We start from the raw sequence: 14,843 nt of genomic DNA, 5'->3' as shown, positions 1-14,843 counted from the left end.
AAAATGACCATGCCTGTTCGAATAGTATAGGGAGTCAGGCCGGTCAGAAAAGAGAGAACTGAGGAGGATGCAGCATGATTTACGAAATAGAAATAGGCACGGATAAAGGCAAACTGTCGTTAATTACCCTTGGAAAAGAAAAAGATGAAGTCATAGAATGTCTGCAGACAGACCGATTCTTTATCGGATATACTCATACAGGCCTTACATTCGGTCTTAATGCAAATGAAATCGTTTCATTCGATATTCAAAAGCGTGAAACAGTGCCGTCTATGCTGACAGAAGCATTAAAAGATGAGTACGGGGAAGAAATCACTGAAAAGTTTCCATTTTTGACTTCTTTGCTTTATGAGAAGGCGCTATAAAGATAAAAGTTCTGTAAAAGGGAAGGGATGAATAGAAATGCACGAGAATGTCTGGATAAAAAAGTATACAGTCCTCGATAAAACAAGAGAGCAGCTGATTCAAGATCTGGAAATACCGGCTTCCTATTTTCCATACATAGATGCTGCAAAATTAAGGATTCAGGAAACGGGAAATAATGGACCCGTTCATGATGCAGGAGATCAATTTCTGGAGTTTCTGAAGGAGGAGTCTCTTTCTTCAGAGGACGCTGCAGGCTGATATTGCAAAAAGGCGTTTCTAATGAAGCGTCTTTTTGTCTGAAAAAATGAGAACATAACAAAACGCTGTCTATGTATACCGGACATAAACAGCGTCTTATTTCAATCCAAACATATTCACTTTTTAGTTCGATCCTTTCTTACTAAAACCCATTCGCTGCTATCGATCAATTGATTTGTTTCAATTAACATAGTGCACGATGAATCAGTTTATTCCCATTGCTCATTAAACTCAATCTATGAAATGTTTTACCATCACACTTTTAATTCAGATTTCTTTTGTTTCTAACTCATCCAATTATCTTGCTTTCTTGCTCTGGCTTCCCCGCATATCCACATGCTCCGAAAATAGTTTTCACCGGCTATTTTCCTGCGGCAGCATGATTACAATATGCTTCGCTAACGTCAGTCATTGGAATCATCCCCTTTAAAAAGTCGGATTCACTGATTTCCCGCATATCCACACATCTCAAAATCAGTTTTCACGGACTGATCTTTTCCGAGATTTGCTACTGATATGCTTCGCTGACCGTCTTCATTGGAATCACGCCTTCCTTTGATTGAGTAAATTCATCTTAACAAAATCTTTACATAATTTAAAGATTCAGAATTATCTGTATAAACCTAAATATAGTCATTTTACCGATCTCAGCTCTTTCTAACTCGTTTTTTCGAAGTATTTCAGCTTTTTTCAAGAAAGGATGATTGGACAAATTGATTGATTCAACAGATAAACGTTGTTAAAATGAATGTAAAATTCTGACTAAAATGAGGTGCTGCAATGATCACCGCACATCGGCCGTTTACAGAAGAAGATCTTGGTAAAACAGCTTTGACAGAAAGTTTTAAAATTGACTTGCGCACATATACAGATGAAGAGAAAGATACGTTTTTTACGTCAAATGTTGTAAGTGACTGGTCGCAGCTCTCCTGGAAAGATACAGGAAAACCTTATGAAGTGAAAACTTTATCAAAGGACCGGAAGGAATGGGAAAAAGAGAACGGGTTGTCCATGCCGGTACACACCTCTTGGGAATATTTCAATAAATCGTTTCACGAGTGGTTCATAAAAGATGTGCCGGGAGAAATGGAGGAGCTCAGCAAGGAATTAAGGATGCATTTTTCTGCTTTTCGTCCGGCAGAGGTCAGGGAAGTACTGGGCCGTTCATTAAAGCTGAGGCTCTGGAATTACATCCACAGGATGGAGGACGGTATTTGGGACCCTCGGGGAAAACGTGCATTGTTTGAAGGGCTGGACGTAAGCAAACCGAAAATACTGTTTCTCGGCGCCGCAGAAGGATATGAGGCTATGCAGCTTGCAGCCATGTATCCTGGTGCAGAAGTGGTTATGGTTGATTATGATGCGTATTGCAGGGACAGCCGGTTTGCAGAATTCCCTGAGCACTATCCTTTTTTAGGCCAAAACCCACAGACAGGAAGCCACAAAGTCTATTACAAAAATGATTTTAACATCACCTATTTGGTCGATGATATCCGCAATCTTTCTTTTGGCAAAGAATTCGACATTGTCATCAGCGTTGGAATGATTGAGCATTTCCCCGATGAGCAAAAGCCCGAAGCCATCGACTGGCACAGGAAATTTTTAAAGGACGGCGGTTATGCCATTCTGACAACGCCAAGGGCACAGGCAAAATCAAAACTGTACTATCAGATTATGGCGGATGTCATGAATCATACGTACAGAGAATTAATGACAATTCAGCAAATGGGCCTATATATTTATGAAAGCGGTTTCGATATTCTGCGTCACGGCTTTATTAAAGTTCATAACGGTGTAATCGCACGCCCAAGGTGAAGTTGAAAGATTCTGATTAAGGGGCATCACCTTTTATTTTCTCCTCAGGACCGATAAAATAGGAATTGACGGCTATTTTTACCAGAGGTGTGATTCTTATTTTTATCTTATACGCAGTGCTCGGTTTACTGATTGGTGTTTTATCGGGGTTTTTCGGCGTTGGAGGAGGCTTTATCCTCACCCCGGTACTCCTGCTGCTCTCAGTGGATCCGATTACTGCCATCACGATAAGTCTAATGTATACAATCGGAACATCGGTTTCAGGTGTATTCGCCCATCTGAAAATGAAAAATGTCAAGTGGAAGGATGCAGCTCTGATTGGCGCCAGCGGAGCAGCAGCTACACAGGCTGCCAATCCATTTGTTTTCTTTTTAAATGATCATCATTTGGATGAAACGGTGATTCCCCTTGCTTATGTTCTTCTTCTTGGCTATTTTTCATGGAGTCTGCTTCTCAGGAAGGATAAGAAAACATCATCAGGCAGAAAAAAGGGCATGAAATTGCTGATTCTTGTGTTTACAGGCGCGACCGGAGGTTTTGTTTCAACTCTTCTTGGGGTTGGAGGCGGCTTTATCCTTGTTCCGCTTTTGATTTCCCTTTCCGGATTTAAACCGAGGGAAGCAGTAGGGACAAGTCTTATGAGTGTTCTTTTCATTGTTACGGCTGGTTTTATCACGTATTTCGCAAAGTCACCGATTGACCTTTCTGCTGGAGCTATGCTGATTGCTGGAGGACTTGCAGGTGCGCAGGCAGGAGCATATTTGACATCCAGGTTCGAACAGACGGAAATCAGGACGCTGCTTGGCAGTTTGTATGTCATTACCGCGCTGAGCACAGGATTGAAGCTTGCAGGCCTGGAATATCTCGGGATCATTGTTCTTATCGTTTTTATTGGAGGACTCTATGTGAAAATGGGTCTCAAAATTGGAAAGCAGCTAAAGGAAATCCGTTCAAAGTGAACGGATTTTTTTGTTGTTAAGCGAAATGATAAAAAATAAAAGGCTGTTGATAACATAACAAAGTTATCATCGGCAAGCGGAAGCGCCTAGATCCTCTGTCAGAACAAATCCGTCAAAAAAGTCAAAACCGGACTTTTCCGCCGGATTCTTATCTGCCTATCGGATCTGACCAAGGCGCTTACGCTTTTGTTCCTGTATGAAAAAGGAAAAACCGGACTGACCCGCGTCTTTTTGAGGGACAGGCAGCATATTTATGGAAAGAATGGCTCCTGAACACATGAATGGCTGCCGTATTTTCAGTAAAAATAAGAAGGCACCTATTTATTATCAGGAGGAATGAACCATGGCACATAAACATCAGAACAGCGCTGAGCAAAAAGCAAAAAAACAAGCTCCGGGTCAATATAAAGAAGAATACTCAACAGAAGTCGCACATAAACCCCAGCCTGCTCCAGGACATAAGGAACATAAACGAAACAAAATGAATTAAGCAGTTATTGGGAGGGGAGAAGCCGTGAAAAAGATAGCCGCCTTTTTTCTCCTGTTTCTTTTACTTGCATGTATTTACAGGATAGATGGTGTTCAGCATGCTGAAAATTTCGTTGTCCAAAAGGCTGAAACTTGGCGGTCAGAACCGGCAACAGCTGTTTTTCTGGCAGTCAGCGATGCCGGTTCCATAAAAGCCGAATATCCTGTGCTTTTATTTGCAACCTTTCTTCTATTGCTGAATAAAAACGTTTTAGCTCCAGCCTTTTTATGGATTGCGTTTTATTCTGCACGGTTTCTCAACACCGGACTAAAAGATCTTTTCGAAAGGGAAAGACCATCCTTTCACGCGGTCATTGACGCTGCCCATTACAGTTTTCCAAGCGGCCATGCAATGAATTCCACCGTTTTTTATGGATTTATTTGCTACTTATTGCTGGCAAACACATCAGCAGCGGGCCGTAACAAAAAGAAAAGGTTTTGGGCGGCTGTTTGTTTTATAGGATTGATTGGGTTAAGCAGAGTGTATTTAGGCGTTCATTATGCCATTGATGTAGCCGCGGGATTTTCTGCAGGCATCGTACTGCTCTTGATACTGATCCGTCTTTATGAATGGTTGAAAAGGGCAATCGACAAAACTAGTGCAACTTAGACGAAGGAATTAAGGGCTCAGTCACCTAATATGTAAGAAGGGGGTGGCATGTATGGGATTAAGTCTTTTTGCAGCAAGGCCACAGACATATGAGGTTACCATCTTTCAAACGCAGGAATATGGACAAAAAATCGGATATCAGGAAGTATACAGGATGAATCTCGAAGCAGCGGGGCACATTGATGCCATGCACCTCATCTTTGGCATGTTTAATGTGAAAGACAGAGTTCCTAAAGACTACAAGGCAAGGTTTATTGCCACCGGGGATATTCTGCTGATTGATGAGCGGAAGAGAGGACAGACTTTTTATAAGCTGTTTTCAGGCGGCTGGAAGAAAATAAGCAGAATGCAAGTAAGGTAGGGGCAGCACCAGCGGCTGCCCTTTTTCTTTTCCTTACATGTGGTTTCCAGGACCGTTTTTGCGTTTTTCGGGGGAAGCTTCTTTTCCGTGCGCATTATGCTCAGCCTCAATAGCTTCAGCCGGAATATGATTGTTCTTCTTCTGTCCATTGACTCTGTTTCGATGTTTTTTGCCCATTAGTATCCCTCCTTTTCCCACCTATTTTTCTCGAAATAAGCCGTTTTCACACCAGTAAATAAGTATCATGTATAGAATTGAAAGGAATCCCGAAAAATGTAGAAAGGGAAAAGATTTTTTCAGCAGGATTATGGTATATTGAAAAAGCACCTTTTTTACATAGAAACTGGAGGAATGAAAATGAGTGTTCATATAGGAGCAAAACCAAATGAAATTGCAGAATCCATTCTGCTGCCAGGAGATCCGCTGCGTGCAAAGTATATTGCAGAAACGTTTTTAGAAGATGCTGTCTGCTACAATGAAGTGCGCGGTATGTTAGGATACACAGGAACTTACAAAGGCGAAAGAATTTCCGTCCAGGGTACTGGCATGGGCGTGCCGTCCATCGCGATTTATGTAAACGAATTAATTCAAAGCTATAACGTTCAAAAGCTGATCCGCGTTGGAACTTGCGGTGCGATTCAGCAGGATGTAAAGGTCCGTGACGTCATTCTTGCGATGAGCGCATCAACAGATTCGCAAATGAACAGATTGACATTTGGCGGAGTTGATTATGCTCCGACTGCTGACTTTGACCTGCTGCGCTTTGCTTATGAAGCAGGAAACGAGAAGGGCTTAAAATTGAAAGTCGGCAACGTGTTCACCGCTGATATGTTCTACAACGACAATTCAGAGCTGGAAAAATGGGCGAAATACGGCGTACTTGCCATCGAAATGGAATCCGCTGCCCTTTACACACTCGCTGCTAAATTTGGCCGCCAGGCACTTTCTGTCCTTACAGTAAGCGATCACATTCTTACTGGGGAAGAAACGACTTCTGAAGAGCGTCAGACAACCTTCAATGAAATGATGGAAATTGCGCTTGAAGCAGCAATCAAAAAGTAAACTAAATGTTTTTTAGAAACGCGCGAAACTTTTTCGTGCGTTTTTCTCATTTTTCGACAAAATCTGTCACAAATGACAGATATAGTTTTCCTCATTTTAGGCAATAGTGATAGAATAAAAGCTATGAAATGTCAAAATGCAGGTAAGGTGAATCAAATGAATGGAACGAAAAAAACGATGGCTGCTGTTTTGCCGCTGACGCTGATGCTTTCAGCATGTTCCGGCTTGGATTTTTCCAAAAGCCTGAACCCTTTTAAAGAAGGACAGGCAAAGACACAGGAGCATCAAGAGAAAATAGATCCCGAAAAAGAAGGTAAAGAAGAAATTCTGACACTTGAAGAGCCGTTTTTTAATCAGATTAAAGAGGTAAATGGAAAGCAAACGATCGCCAATCCCGAGAATCGCATGGTACTCGTGAATAAAGAGTTCTCCTTGCCGGCTGACTACGAGCCTGCTGATCTGGTCTCCCCGAATGTTCCATTTTCTTTTGGAGATGCAGAGGTGCCTCAGCGCTATATTCGAAAAGAAGCAGCAGCAGCCCTTGAACGATTGTTCGCACAGGCTGCTGCAGAGGGGATAGAATTATTTGCAGTCTCCGGTTACAGGTCTTATGAGCGCCAGACCGGCATTCTAAATGTAGAAAAGGAACGAAAAGGAGACACAACAGCACTTGAGACGGTTGCGCTTCCGGGGCAAAGCGAACATCAAACAGGACTTGCGATGGATGTTACGAGCAAAAGCGCTGATATGGATATTACGGAAAAATTCGGAGATACTCCCGAAGGAAAATGGGTACAGGCGAACGCGCATAAATTCGGATTTATTATCCGGTATCAAAAAGGCAAAGAAGAGATTACAAAGTTCTCTTATGAACCTTGGCACCTGCGTTATGTAGGAGTAAAAGAAGCGACAGAAATATATGAAAATCAGCTGACTCTTGAAGAATATTTTAAAAAAGTGAAGAAAATCTGATGAGCAGGCCCGAGCTCGACCGAATCAGACACGGACTGGATTTATTGTTCATTGGCTACAATCCCAGCCTGTATTCCGCACAGGTCATGCATCACTATGCGGGCAAAAACAACCGTTTCTACCGGATTCTTTATGAGGCTGGTATTACAGAAAGACAGTTTTCCCCTTTTGAAGACAGGGATCTTCTTGAGCAGGGAATCGGTTTCACAAACATTGTTGACAGGCCGACTAAAACGGCTGCTGAAATTACTCCAGGCGAATACAAAGCTGGCAGAGTGCAGCTGCTCAATAAACTTCAAACCTATCAGCCCAAGCTTGCCTGTTTTGTTGGAAAGGGAGTTTACCTCGCATACAGCGGCAAGAAAAAAGCCGCATGGGGACTCCAGCCCGATTCGGTTGCCGGTGGTGTTCTTGAATTTGCGGCTCCTTCTTCCAGCGGACTTGTCAGGATGAAAATCAGCGAAATTGTTGATATATACAAAGAAATCCCATTGATTATGAAGAAAAAGCAGTCCATCTCTGAAAGGTGATGGACTGCTTTTTTAATTCCCTATTTGATTACCAGAACAGCAATCCGCCAAGGACAACACCTGTTACAAATGCCAGGCCGATGCCGTATGGGTACCCGTATCCTGGTCCGTATCCGCCATAATAGCCCATGCCGAAGCCTCCGCGTCCTCGTCCGCCTCCGCCAAGCGGCTGGATAAATACACGCTGTCTAGTGACATTTGTTATTCTTCCAACGTGCTGTCTGCCGAAACGGTCGCTGATGCGCACTACCTGCCCGTTGTATTGGCAGCATAGATTATAATAATTTTGCGACATTTTTTTTCCTCCCTTCACCTGCTTCACCATAAACTATGAAAAAACAGCATAAAGGGTTTGTACGAATACCCCGGTGCCCTTATTTTACGCACCTGAAAATGCGAAATTGGACGGCGCGGTGAAAGATTTCCCTGAGACTTTCATGTTTTGCAAGCATGTCAAAATAGAGGGAGGGAATATCCTCAGACATATCAAATTCTGTCGTTGGTTCATCTTCTTCTATTAGAAAGTCCTGTTGAGAATGAACAGAGATATCAGTAAATCCTGCGCTTTTAAAATGATTCATCCATTGAACTTCATTCAGCATGGACTTAAACCCATAAAACGTTTCAATTTCCTCTGCCATCAATTTCTCAGCATTTTCCGATTTTACAATTTCTATTGCAAGGAGAATGCCTTCGTCTTTTAAAACTCTGTATGCTTCTTCTATGGAAGTTTCTGCATCAGTAAAGCTTAAAACCGACTCACAAAAAACGTAATCAAATGCGCGGCTCTCAAAAGGCAGCTTCTCAAGCGATCCTTTGATGAGACAGGAAGAATCTTTTAACCTTTTCGCTGCTTTTTGAAGCATGACAGGATCAGGGTCAATTCCTTTCACGTCCGTAATCATGGACTTTAAAAACTGCATGGTCTGCCCGGTGCCGCATCCTGCATCAAGAACAGCTGCCGTTTCTGGGATTTTTTCTGCTTCAATGATTTCTTTTGTCAGCATAAAGCCCCCTGGATGGGCGCCGCCAACGCCGAGCTGTGCCAGCAGATCCAAATAAGTCGGCATCATGAACCACTCCTTTCTGATTAAGGTATGAAGGCTCTGCTTTTGGTGTGAGGAAGCAGGCTTAAAGAATGGATTTTCATATATAGCACATACTGTTTTAAGGAATCTGTTTGACGGTGATTTTAGTTGACGTTTTTCTCTCCGTTACTCATAATGATTACATAACGAGGGTGGTGTTACTTTGTCCAACAACAAATTGAAATTTTTGTTTGCCATTGTGCTGACGGCTGTCATCAGTGCAGGAATTACGTTTGCCGTAGTTCAAAAAGGCACAGGAGTGAGCGGTGCTGAAAGAACCGGCGATGATCCGTTTGAAAAGCTCTATTCTACATACGACACGCTTCAGGGCGAATTTTATCAGAATACCAATGAAGAAAAGCTTGTAGACGGAGCCATTAAAGGAATGCTTCAGTCACTTGGTGATCCATACTCAGCCTATATGGACCAGGAAGAAGCAAAAGGCTTCAATGAAAACATTTCATCCTCTTTTGAAGGAATCGGGGCGGAAGTTCAGGAATCTGACGGCAAAATCATGATTGTTTCGCCAATCAAAGGTTCGCCTGCTGAAAAAGCGGGACTTAAGCCAAAAGATAAAATTCTTAAAGTGGATGACAAAAGTGTGGAAGGAATGACAGTCAATGAAGCTGTCATGCTGATCCGCGGCGAAAAAGGCTCAAAGGTTCAGCTTGTCATTGAACGCGATGGAGTCGGACAGCTTGATTTTAATTTGACCAGAGATACCATTCCGCTCGAAACAGTTTACACTGAAGTAGAAGATGGAATCGGAAAAATTCAAATTACCAAGTTTTCTGAAACTACCGGCAAAGAGCTCGCAGATGCATTAAACGAATTAAATGATCAGAATGTCAAGGGCCTCGTTCTCGATCTGCGCCAGAATCCGGGCGGCCTGCTTGATCAGGCCATTGCCATGAGCGATATTTTCGTTCCAAAAGGCAAAACGATTATGCAGATTGAAAATAAGGACGGAACAAAAGAAGTTCAAAAATCACAAAACGATTCAGCAGTGAACGTACCTGTTGTCGTTGTCGTCGATAACGGAACCGCAAGTGCTGCTGAAATTATGGCCGGAGCCCTTCATCAGTCTGCAGGCATCCCGATCGTCGGTGAAAAAACGTTCGGTAAAGGAACAATTCAGACAGCCAAAAGCTTTGAAGACGGGTCTTCCATTAAATATACAATTGCCAAATGGCTGACGCCTGATGGATCATGGATTCATAAAAAGGGAATTGAGCCCCAGCATAAAGCTTCCCTTCCTGCGTATGCCAATCTCCCGTATTTAAACCCTGAAAAAGAACTGAAACAGGGAGACTCATCAGCAGAAGTAAAAGCAGCACAGCAGATGCTGCAGGCACTGGGCTATGAGGACATTAAAACAGAAGGATTCTTTGAAGAAACGACCAAAAAAGCCGTTACCAGGTTCCAGTCTGAAAACAATCTTAGCCAAACAGGAACAATCAAAGGAGAAACCACTATTAAAATGCTGGAACTCCTGCAAGCAAAACTAAAAGAAAATGACACTCAGATGTCTAAAGCGCTTGAAGTGCTGAATGAGCAAATGAAGTAAAAAAACGAACCGGACTATTTATTAGTTCGGTTTTTTTTATGCAATGGATTTTGCTGATTAAGCGGGGGTTCTCGGTAAAACAGGAGGAAGTGTTCTATGGAGAGTTAGCAGCACTTTGTCAGGTATTTGGCATGAAGAAAGTGTTCTAAACCGGAATTAGCTACATTAAATCGAGCATCCCGACCGCAGAAAGTGTTCTAAACCGGGGTAAGCAACACTAAGTAGGGGATCCCGACCGCAGAAAGTGTCTTAAACCGGAGTAAGCAGCATTAAGTAGGGAATCCCGACCGCAGAAAGTGTTCTAAACCGGAGTTAATGGAAGTCAAGAATCCCAATCACAGAAAGTGTTCTAAACTATAGCGCACTACCTTAACCCTCCCAAACTGTAATAAACATGTTTTCTCCCTCGTTACATGGGTATATTACCTATAGAAACTGTTAATTGTTGACTTTTCTATAGGGTCATCATATAATTAATTCGACTTCGAGATATATTACTTAAAGATAAAAAATGAACCGAAATGAGGAGAGACCGGAATGTCAAATGTTAAATTAGCCGTCATCTACTACAGTTCAACAGGTACAAATTACAAGCTTGCTTCATGGGCTGAAGAGGGAGCAAAGGAAGCGGGAGCAGAAGTAAAAGTGTTAAAAGTTCCTGAACTGGCTCCGCAATCTGCGATTGAATCGAATGAAGCATGGAAAGCGCATCTCGAAGCCACACAGCATGTACCTGAAGTTACGCTTGACGATCTTGAATGGGCAGATGCCATCATCTTCAGCGTTCCGACCCGGTTTGGAAATGTACCTGCTCAAATGAAGCAGTTTCTTGATACAACGGGAGGTCTATGGTTCCAGGGTAAGCTTGCTAATAAGGTAGTAAGTGCGATGGCATCGGCCAGTAATCCTCATGGCGGACAGGAAGCAACCATTTTAAGCCTTTATACAACGATGTACCACTGGGGTGCAATTGTTGCTGCTCCGGGATACACAGACCAGGTGCTGTTTGAGGCTGGCGGAAATCCGTACGGCACTTCCGTTACAGCAGATCAGGACGGAAATTTAAAAGAGAATGTTGAACCAGCCGTTAAGTATCAGGCTAAACGGACAGTGATGGTAGCTGATTCTATTAAAAAAGGAATGCAATAAATTTCAAAAATAAGGGGTTTTGCGTGCAGCCAGACCCTGTCATCATGGAAGGGGACACATCATGAAACATCTTTTTGAAAAAGGAAAGAACCGTAATAAAACTCTGCTGCTGCTTCACGGCACTGGCGGAGATGAAAATGATCTTATACCGCTTGCCAAACATATTGATCCTGAAGCAAATATTCTCAGTGTAAGGGGAAATGTCCTTGAAAACGGGATGCCGAGGTTCTTTAAACGACTCGCTGAAGGCGTTTTTGATGAAGAAGATTTGATTTTCAGAACGAATGAACTGAATGCCTTTTTATCTGAAGCAGCAGAAACATATTCATTTGACCGTTCAGAGGTAACGGCAATTGGCTATTCAAATGGGGCAAATATTGCAGGGAGCCTGTTATTTCACTTTGAACGGCCATTAAAAGCAGCGATCCTTCATCATCCGATGGTGCCAAGGAGAGGTGTAACAGTACCAGAGCTGAATGACTTGCCGATTTTCATAGGTGCAGGCATGAACGATCCGATCTGCCGTCCGGAAGAAACAGAGGAGCTCTCTGATTTGCTGAAGGGTGCAGGGGGAAATGTATTGGTGCACTGGGAAAACCACGGCCATCAGCTGACATCTTCTGAGGTGGAAGCAGCGGCTGCATGGTACAGAGAAAACTTGAACTAAAAAATGCCTGGATTCATTTCGAATCCAGGCAATTTCTTTATTATTGAGCCGTGTATCCGCCATCAAGAAGCACGGCCTGTCCGGTCACGCCTTTCGCTTTTTCGCTTGCCAGGAAGACGGCATAATCAGCGATTTCGTCAACTGAAAGCAGACGTTTTTGAGGAACGAGAGGGTAGATGACTTCTTCGAGCACCTTTTCAAGTTCCACATTTCGCGTTTTTGCAAGATCCTGAAGCTGGTTGCGAACGAGCGGAGTATCTACATAGCCCGGGCAAAGAGCATTCACTGTTATGCCCTCAGCAGCTCCTTCCAGCGCTGAAACCTTTGTCAGCCCGATAACTCCGTGTTTGGCTGAGTTGTAGGCAGCTTTTCCGGCAAATCCGATAACTCCGTTAATGGATGCCATGTTGATGATGCGTCCGTATTTTTGTTTTTTCATATGCGGAAAAACATGCTTGGTCGCAAGAAACGGCGCCGTCAGCATGATCTTGATTAAAAGCTCGAATTTTTCTGTAGGAAATTCTTCAATTGGCGATACATATTGAAGTCCTGCATTGTTGATGAGAATGTGAAAGGCGCCAAAATGGGCAACAGTGTCATCGATGGCCTTTTTGATTTCCTCTTCGCTAGTGACATCACATTTCAGGCCAAGTGTTTCATAACCTTTTTGAGCGAGCTGTTCAGCGGCTTTTTTTACACCTTCTTCATTTACATCTGTCAAAACAACTTTTGCTCCGTTTTCAGCAAACCGCTCGCCAACCTCGTAGCCGATTCCCTGTGCCGCTCCTGTTATAAATACAACTTTATCTTTTAACATATTCAACCGCTCCTTTATTCTTTAATATAATCCCATGGATGCAAGTGCAATCGCTGCAATGACAGCGATGATCGGAATGATCAGTCCTACTACGGCAACATCCAGGTAGGTTTGTTTGTGCTTAAGTCCTGTAACCGCAAGGAGCGTAAGCAGGGCTCCATTATGCGGAAGGATTGAGGCGCCGGAGGCAACTGCTGCAACCCTGTGAAAAGCTTCAGGCGAAATTCCTGTGCTTTTGGCAAGCTCCATATACTGACTTCCAAGTGCTTCAAGGGCAATTCCCATTCCTCCGGAGGCTGAACCGGTTATGCTGGCCAAAAGCTGAACGGCAATCGCCTCTGAAATGAGCGGGTTCCCTTTAACACCAAGAATCAGATCAGTAAGCTGTTCAAAGCTCGGTACAGCTGTCACTACCGCTCCGAAACCAACTGCGGCGCTTGTGTTGACGATGGCCATGACAGAACCTGCCGCTCCGCCGTTAATTGATTTGATAAACATTTTAAATTTAGTAATGGAAAGAAGCATGATGGATAAGATCCCAATAACAAGTGCAAGCAGAATGTCCAATTTGAAAACATTCAGAACCACTACAACGACTATAAGGGGGATAATGGAAAGATAGGCGTTTGGAAGCTGGGACGGATCAATGTCCTTTACTTCATCACCGCCCTTGGGCTCTGTAAATTTCTCCCCTTTGTTTTGAAGCTTTTTGCCTCGCCAGGCTAAATAGAAATAGCCCCCTGCAGCCATGATGAGACCGGAAACAATCCCCATAATCGGACCTGCTGTCGGAGTTGTGCCAAAGTAATCGGTTGGAATGATATTCTGAATCTGCGGTGTTCCAGGCAGCGCGGTCATCGTGAAGGTAAAAGCACCCAGCACAATCGTTGCGGGAATCAGATTTCTTGATACATCTGCAGACCGGAACAGAGCGATTGCCAGGGGATAGATGGCAAAAACGACGACAAACAGACTGACACCGCCGTATGTCAGAACAGCTGCTCCGACAAGAACGCCTAAAACAGCTCGTTTTTTTCCGATAAACTGTGTAATTTTAAAGGCAACAGACTGCGCCATGCCGGTTTCTTCCATCAGTTTTCCAAATATTGCACCAAGCAGGAAAATCGGAAACCATTTGAAGGTGAAATCGACAAACCCTTTCATATATGTCTCTGTATAGGCGGGAAGCAGGTCAACCCCTTCAAGGCCGGCTACGATTAAGGCAATAAGCGGCGCAATCCAGATGATGGACCAGCCAAGATAGGCAAGTGCCATCAGCAAAACCAATCCGATGATGATGTTTATCATGCTGCATTAGCTCCTTAAGTAGATTTATCTGACCTTACTTTCCCCAAAAGAAGCTGAAAAAAACGAAAAACCGGCAAGTTTTTATAACCGCCGGTCTTTTTCTTATAAAAATGTGCTCAGTTCATCAATGCTGATGCGCGAGCTTTGGTGAGCTGGCTTTGCTGCTTTGCCGATTGTAATCAGCATAACAGGGATGTAACGATTCTCAATTTTAAATGTTTCTGAAAGCTGAGATGCGTTAAAGCCTCCAATCGCACATGTGTCATAACCTTTTGCTTTAGCTGTAAGCATGAGCTGCATAGCGGCAAGAGATGCGTTGCTGAATGCGGCGTCACGTGCGAATACTGGATTTTGATAAGCTCCGTGAATCTGGCCCGCCAATGTATCTTTGATCTCTTCTTTCATGAAACCTGCTGATACAAGAGGATTATATACTTTATCTGTGTTTTTATTTGCTTCAAGATCGCCGAGAATGGCAACTACAGCAGACGATTCGGTAATCTGGCTTTGATTGTATGCAATAGGGAGAAGTCTTTCTTTCGATTCATCGCTGTGAAAAACCATGAACTTCCAGTGCTGCAGATTCCATGCAGATGGAGCTTTTCCCGTCAGTTCCAGAATTTCTTTTAATTCTTCCTTGCTGATTTTGACGGACGGATCATATTTGCGCACGGAACTGCGTTCAGACATAATAGATAAGATGCTTTCAGTTGTTGCTGCTGTCATGTGAAAAACCTCCAAAGTTGAATAAGTATTTTAAATAAGGTATAATATACAAAAAGTTAC

At 43.2% G+C, this 14,843-nt stretch carries 19 protein-coding genes; 13 read left to right on the top strand and 6 right to left on the bottom strand.

Annotated features, from left to right (window positions below):
- The first annotated feature begins 74 nt into the window (after window positions 1-74).
- The 7 genes from JOJ89_RS11330 to JOJ89_RS11300 all read left to right on the top strand — a co-directional run bounded on the left by JOJ89_RS11330 (window position 75) and on the right by JOJ89_RS11300 (window position 4,897).
- Complete coding sequence (locus JOJ89_RS11330; RefSeq protein WP_029280755.1) at window positions 75-365, top strand: hypothetical protein; 291 nt, start codon at window positions 75-77, stop codon at window positions 363-365.
- 37 nt (window positions 366-402) lie between these two features.
- Window positions 403-624 (top strand): hypothetical protein, encoded by a 222-nt coding sequence (locus tag JOJ89_RS11325; protein ID WP_029280757.1) that lies wholly within the window; start codon window positions 403-405, stop codon window positions 622-624.
- Window positions 625-1,404: 780 nt separating this feature from the next.
- A complete protein-coding gene (locus tag JOJ89_RS11320; protein ID WP_029565873.1) occupies window positions 1,405-2,439 on the top strand; it encodes a class I SAM-dependent methyltransferase in 1,035 nt (344 codons plus the stop codon).
- Window positions 2,440-2,528: 89 nt separating this feature from the next.
- Entirely contained in the window at window positions 2,529-3,398 is an 870-nt protein-coding gene (locus JOJ89_RS11315) for a sulfite exporter TauE/SafE family protein (protein WP_051865313.1), read from the top strand.
- A 343-nt stretch (window positions 3,399-3,741) separates the two neighbouring features.
- Window positions 3,742-3,888, top strand: a complete 147-nt coding sequence (locus JOJ89_RS11310; RefSeq protein ID WP_161781200.1) for a hypothetical protein — start codon at window positions 3,742-3,744, stop codon at window positions 3,886-3,888.
- A gap of 24 nt (window positions 3,889-3,912) precedes the next feature.
- Window positions 3,913-4,536, top strand: a complete 624-nt coding sequence (locus JOJ89_RS11305) for a phosphatase PAP2 family protein (RefSeq protein WP_203287411.1) — start codon at window positions 3,913-3,915, stop codon at window positions 4,534-4,536.
- A gap of 52 nt (window positions 4,537-4,588) precedes the next feature.
- The gene (locus tag JOJ89_RS11300; RefSeq protein ID WP_203287409.1) at window positions 4,589-4,897 is read left to right on the top strand and encodes a hypothetical protein; all 309 of its coding nucleotides are present in this window, start codon (window positions 4,589-4,591) and stop codon (window positions 4,895-4,897) included.
- Between the two features lie 33 nt (window positions 4,898-4,930).
- Here the strand turns inward: JOJ89_RS11300 and JOJ89_RS11295 are convergent, their stop codons facing one another.
- Window positions 4,931-5,074 (bottom strand): hypothetical protein, encoded by a 144-nt coding sequence (locus tag JOJ89_RS11295; protein ID WP_168713764.1) that lies wholly within the window; start codon window positions 5,072-5,074, stop codon window positions 4,931-4,933.
- A gap of 180 nt (window positions 5,075-5,254) precedes the next feature.
- Here JOJ89_RS11295 and deoD point away from each other — a divergent pair, with 180 nt between their 5' ends.
- The 3 genes from deoD to JOJ89_RS11280 all read left to right on the top strand — a co-directional run bounded on the left by deoD (window position 5,255) and on the right by JOJ89_RS11280 (window position 7,461).
- Window positions 5,255-5,959 (top strand): purine-nucleoside phosphorylase, encoded by a 705-nt coding sequence (gene deoD / locus JOJ89_RS11290; protein ID WP_029280764.1) that lies wholly within the window; start codon window positions 5,255-5,257, stop codon window positions 5,957-5,959.
- A 156-nt stretch (window positions 5,960-6,115) separates the two neighbouring features.
- Window positions 6,116-6,931 (top strand): M15 family metallopeptidase, encoded by an 816-nt coding sequence (locus tag JOJ89_RS11285; protein WP_029280766.1) that lies wholly within the window; start codon window positions 6,116-6,118, stop codon window positions 6,929-6,931.
- Complete coding sequence (locus JOJ89_RS11280) at window positions 6,931-7,461, top strand: mismatch-specific DNA-glycosylase (protein ID WP_203287407.1); 531 nt, start codon at window positions 6,931-6,933, stop codon at window positions 7,459-7,461. The genes JOJ89_RS11285 and JOJ89_RS11280 overlap by 1 nt, the downstream gene beginning before the upstream one ends.
- A 28-nt stretch (window positions 7,462-7,489) precedes the next feature.
- Here the strand turns inward: JOJ89_RS11280 and JOJ89_RS11275 are convergent, their stop codons facing one another.
- Together JOJ89_RS11275 and JOJ89_RS11270 are read right to left on the bottom strand one after the other, a co-directional pair.
- Window positions 7,490-7,756, bottom strand: a complete 267-nt coding sequence (locus JOJ89_RS11275; RefSeq protein ID WP_029280767.1) for a hypothetical protein — start codon at window positions 7,754-7,756, stop codon at window positions 7,490-7,492.
- 79 nt (window positions 7,757-7,835) lie between these two features.
- The gene (locus tag JOJ89_RS11270; RefSeq protein ID WP_203287405.1) at window positions 7,836-8,534 is read right to left on the bottom strand and encodes a class I SAM-dependent methyltransferase; all 699 of its coding nucleotides are present in this window, start codon (window positions 8,532-8,534) and stop codon (window positions 7,836-7,838) included.
- A gap of 178 nt (window positions 8,535-8,712) precedes the next feature.
- Between JOJ89_RS11270 and JOJ89_RS11265 the strand changes: the two genes are divergently transcribed.
- From JOJ89_RS11265 to JOJ89_RS11255, 3 genes are all read left to right on the top strand, one after another.
- Complete coding sequence (locus tag JOJ89_RS11265; protein WP_203287403.1) at window positions 8,713-10,116, top strand: S41 family peptidase; 1,404 nt, start codon at window positions 8,713-8,715, stop codon at window positions 10,114-10,116.
- A 537-nt stretch (window positions 10,117-10,653) separates the two neighbouring features.
- A complete protein-coding gene (gene wrbA / locus JOJ89_RS11260; RefSeq protein WP_029280772.1) occupies window positions 10,654-11,265 on the top strand; it encodes an NAD(P)H:quinone oxidoreductase in 612 nt (203 codons plus the stop codon).
- Window positions 11,266-11,326: 61 nt separating this feature from the next.
- On the top strand, window positions 11,327-11,932 hold the full coding sequence (locus JOJ89_RS11255) for an alpha/beta hydrolase (protein ID WP_029280773.1): 606 nt from the start codon (window positions 11,327-11,329) through the stop codon (window positions 11,930-11,932).
- Between the two features lie 40 nt (window positions 11,933-11,972).
- Here JOJ89_RS11255 and JOJ89_RS11250 read toward each other — a convergent pair whose 3' ends face one another.
- The 3 genes from JOJ89_RS11250 to JOJ89_RS11240 all read right to left on the bottom strand — a co-directional run bounded on the left by JOJ89_RS11250 (window position 11,973) and on the right by JOJ89_RS11240 (window position 14,783).
- Entirely contained in the window at window positions 11,973-12,749 is a 777-nt protein-coding gene (locus tag JOJ89_RS11250; RefSeq protein ID WP_029280775.1) for a 3-hydroxybutyrate dehydrogenase, read from the bottom strand.
- A gap of 21 nt (window positions 12,750-12,770) precedes the next feature.
- Entirely contained in the window at window positions 12,771-14,057 is a 1,287-nt protein-coding gene (locus tag JOJ89_RS11245) for a GntP family permease (RefSeq protein WP_029280777.1), read from the bottom strand.
- A 102-nt stretch (window positions 14,058-14,159) separates the two neighbouring features.
- A complete protein-coding gene (locus JOJ89_RS11240) occupies window positions 14,160-14,783 on the bottom strand; it encodes a nitroreductase family protein (protein WP_029280778.1) in 624 nt (207 codons plus the stop codon).
- Window positions 14,784-14,843: the final 60 nt, after the last annotated feature.

It is taken from the genome of Metabacillus sp. cB07, assembly GCF_016839225.1.
GTDB classification, from domain to species: Bacteria; Bacillota; Bacilli; order Bacillales; family Bacillaceae; genus Bacillus_P; species Bacillus_P indicus.
This window is presented reverse-complemented; position numbering and strand designations above follow the sequence as displayed.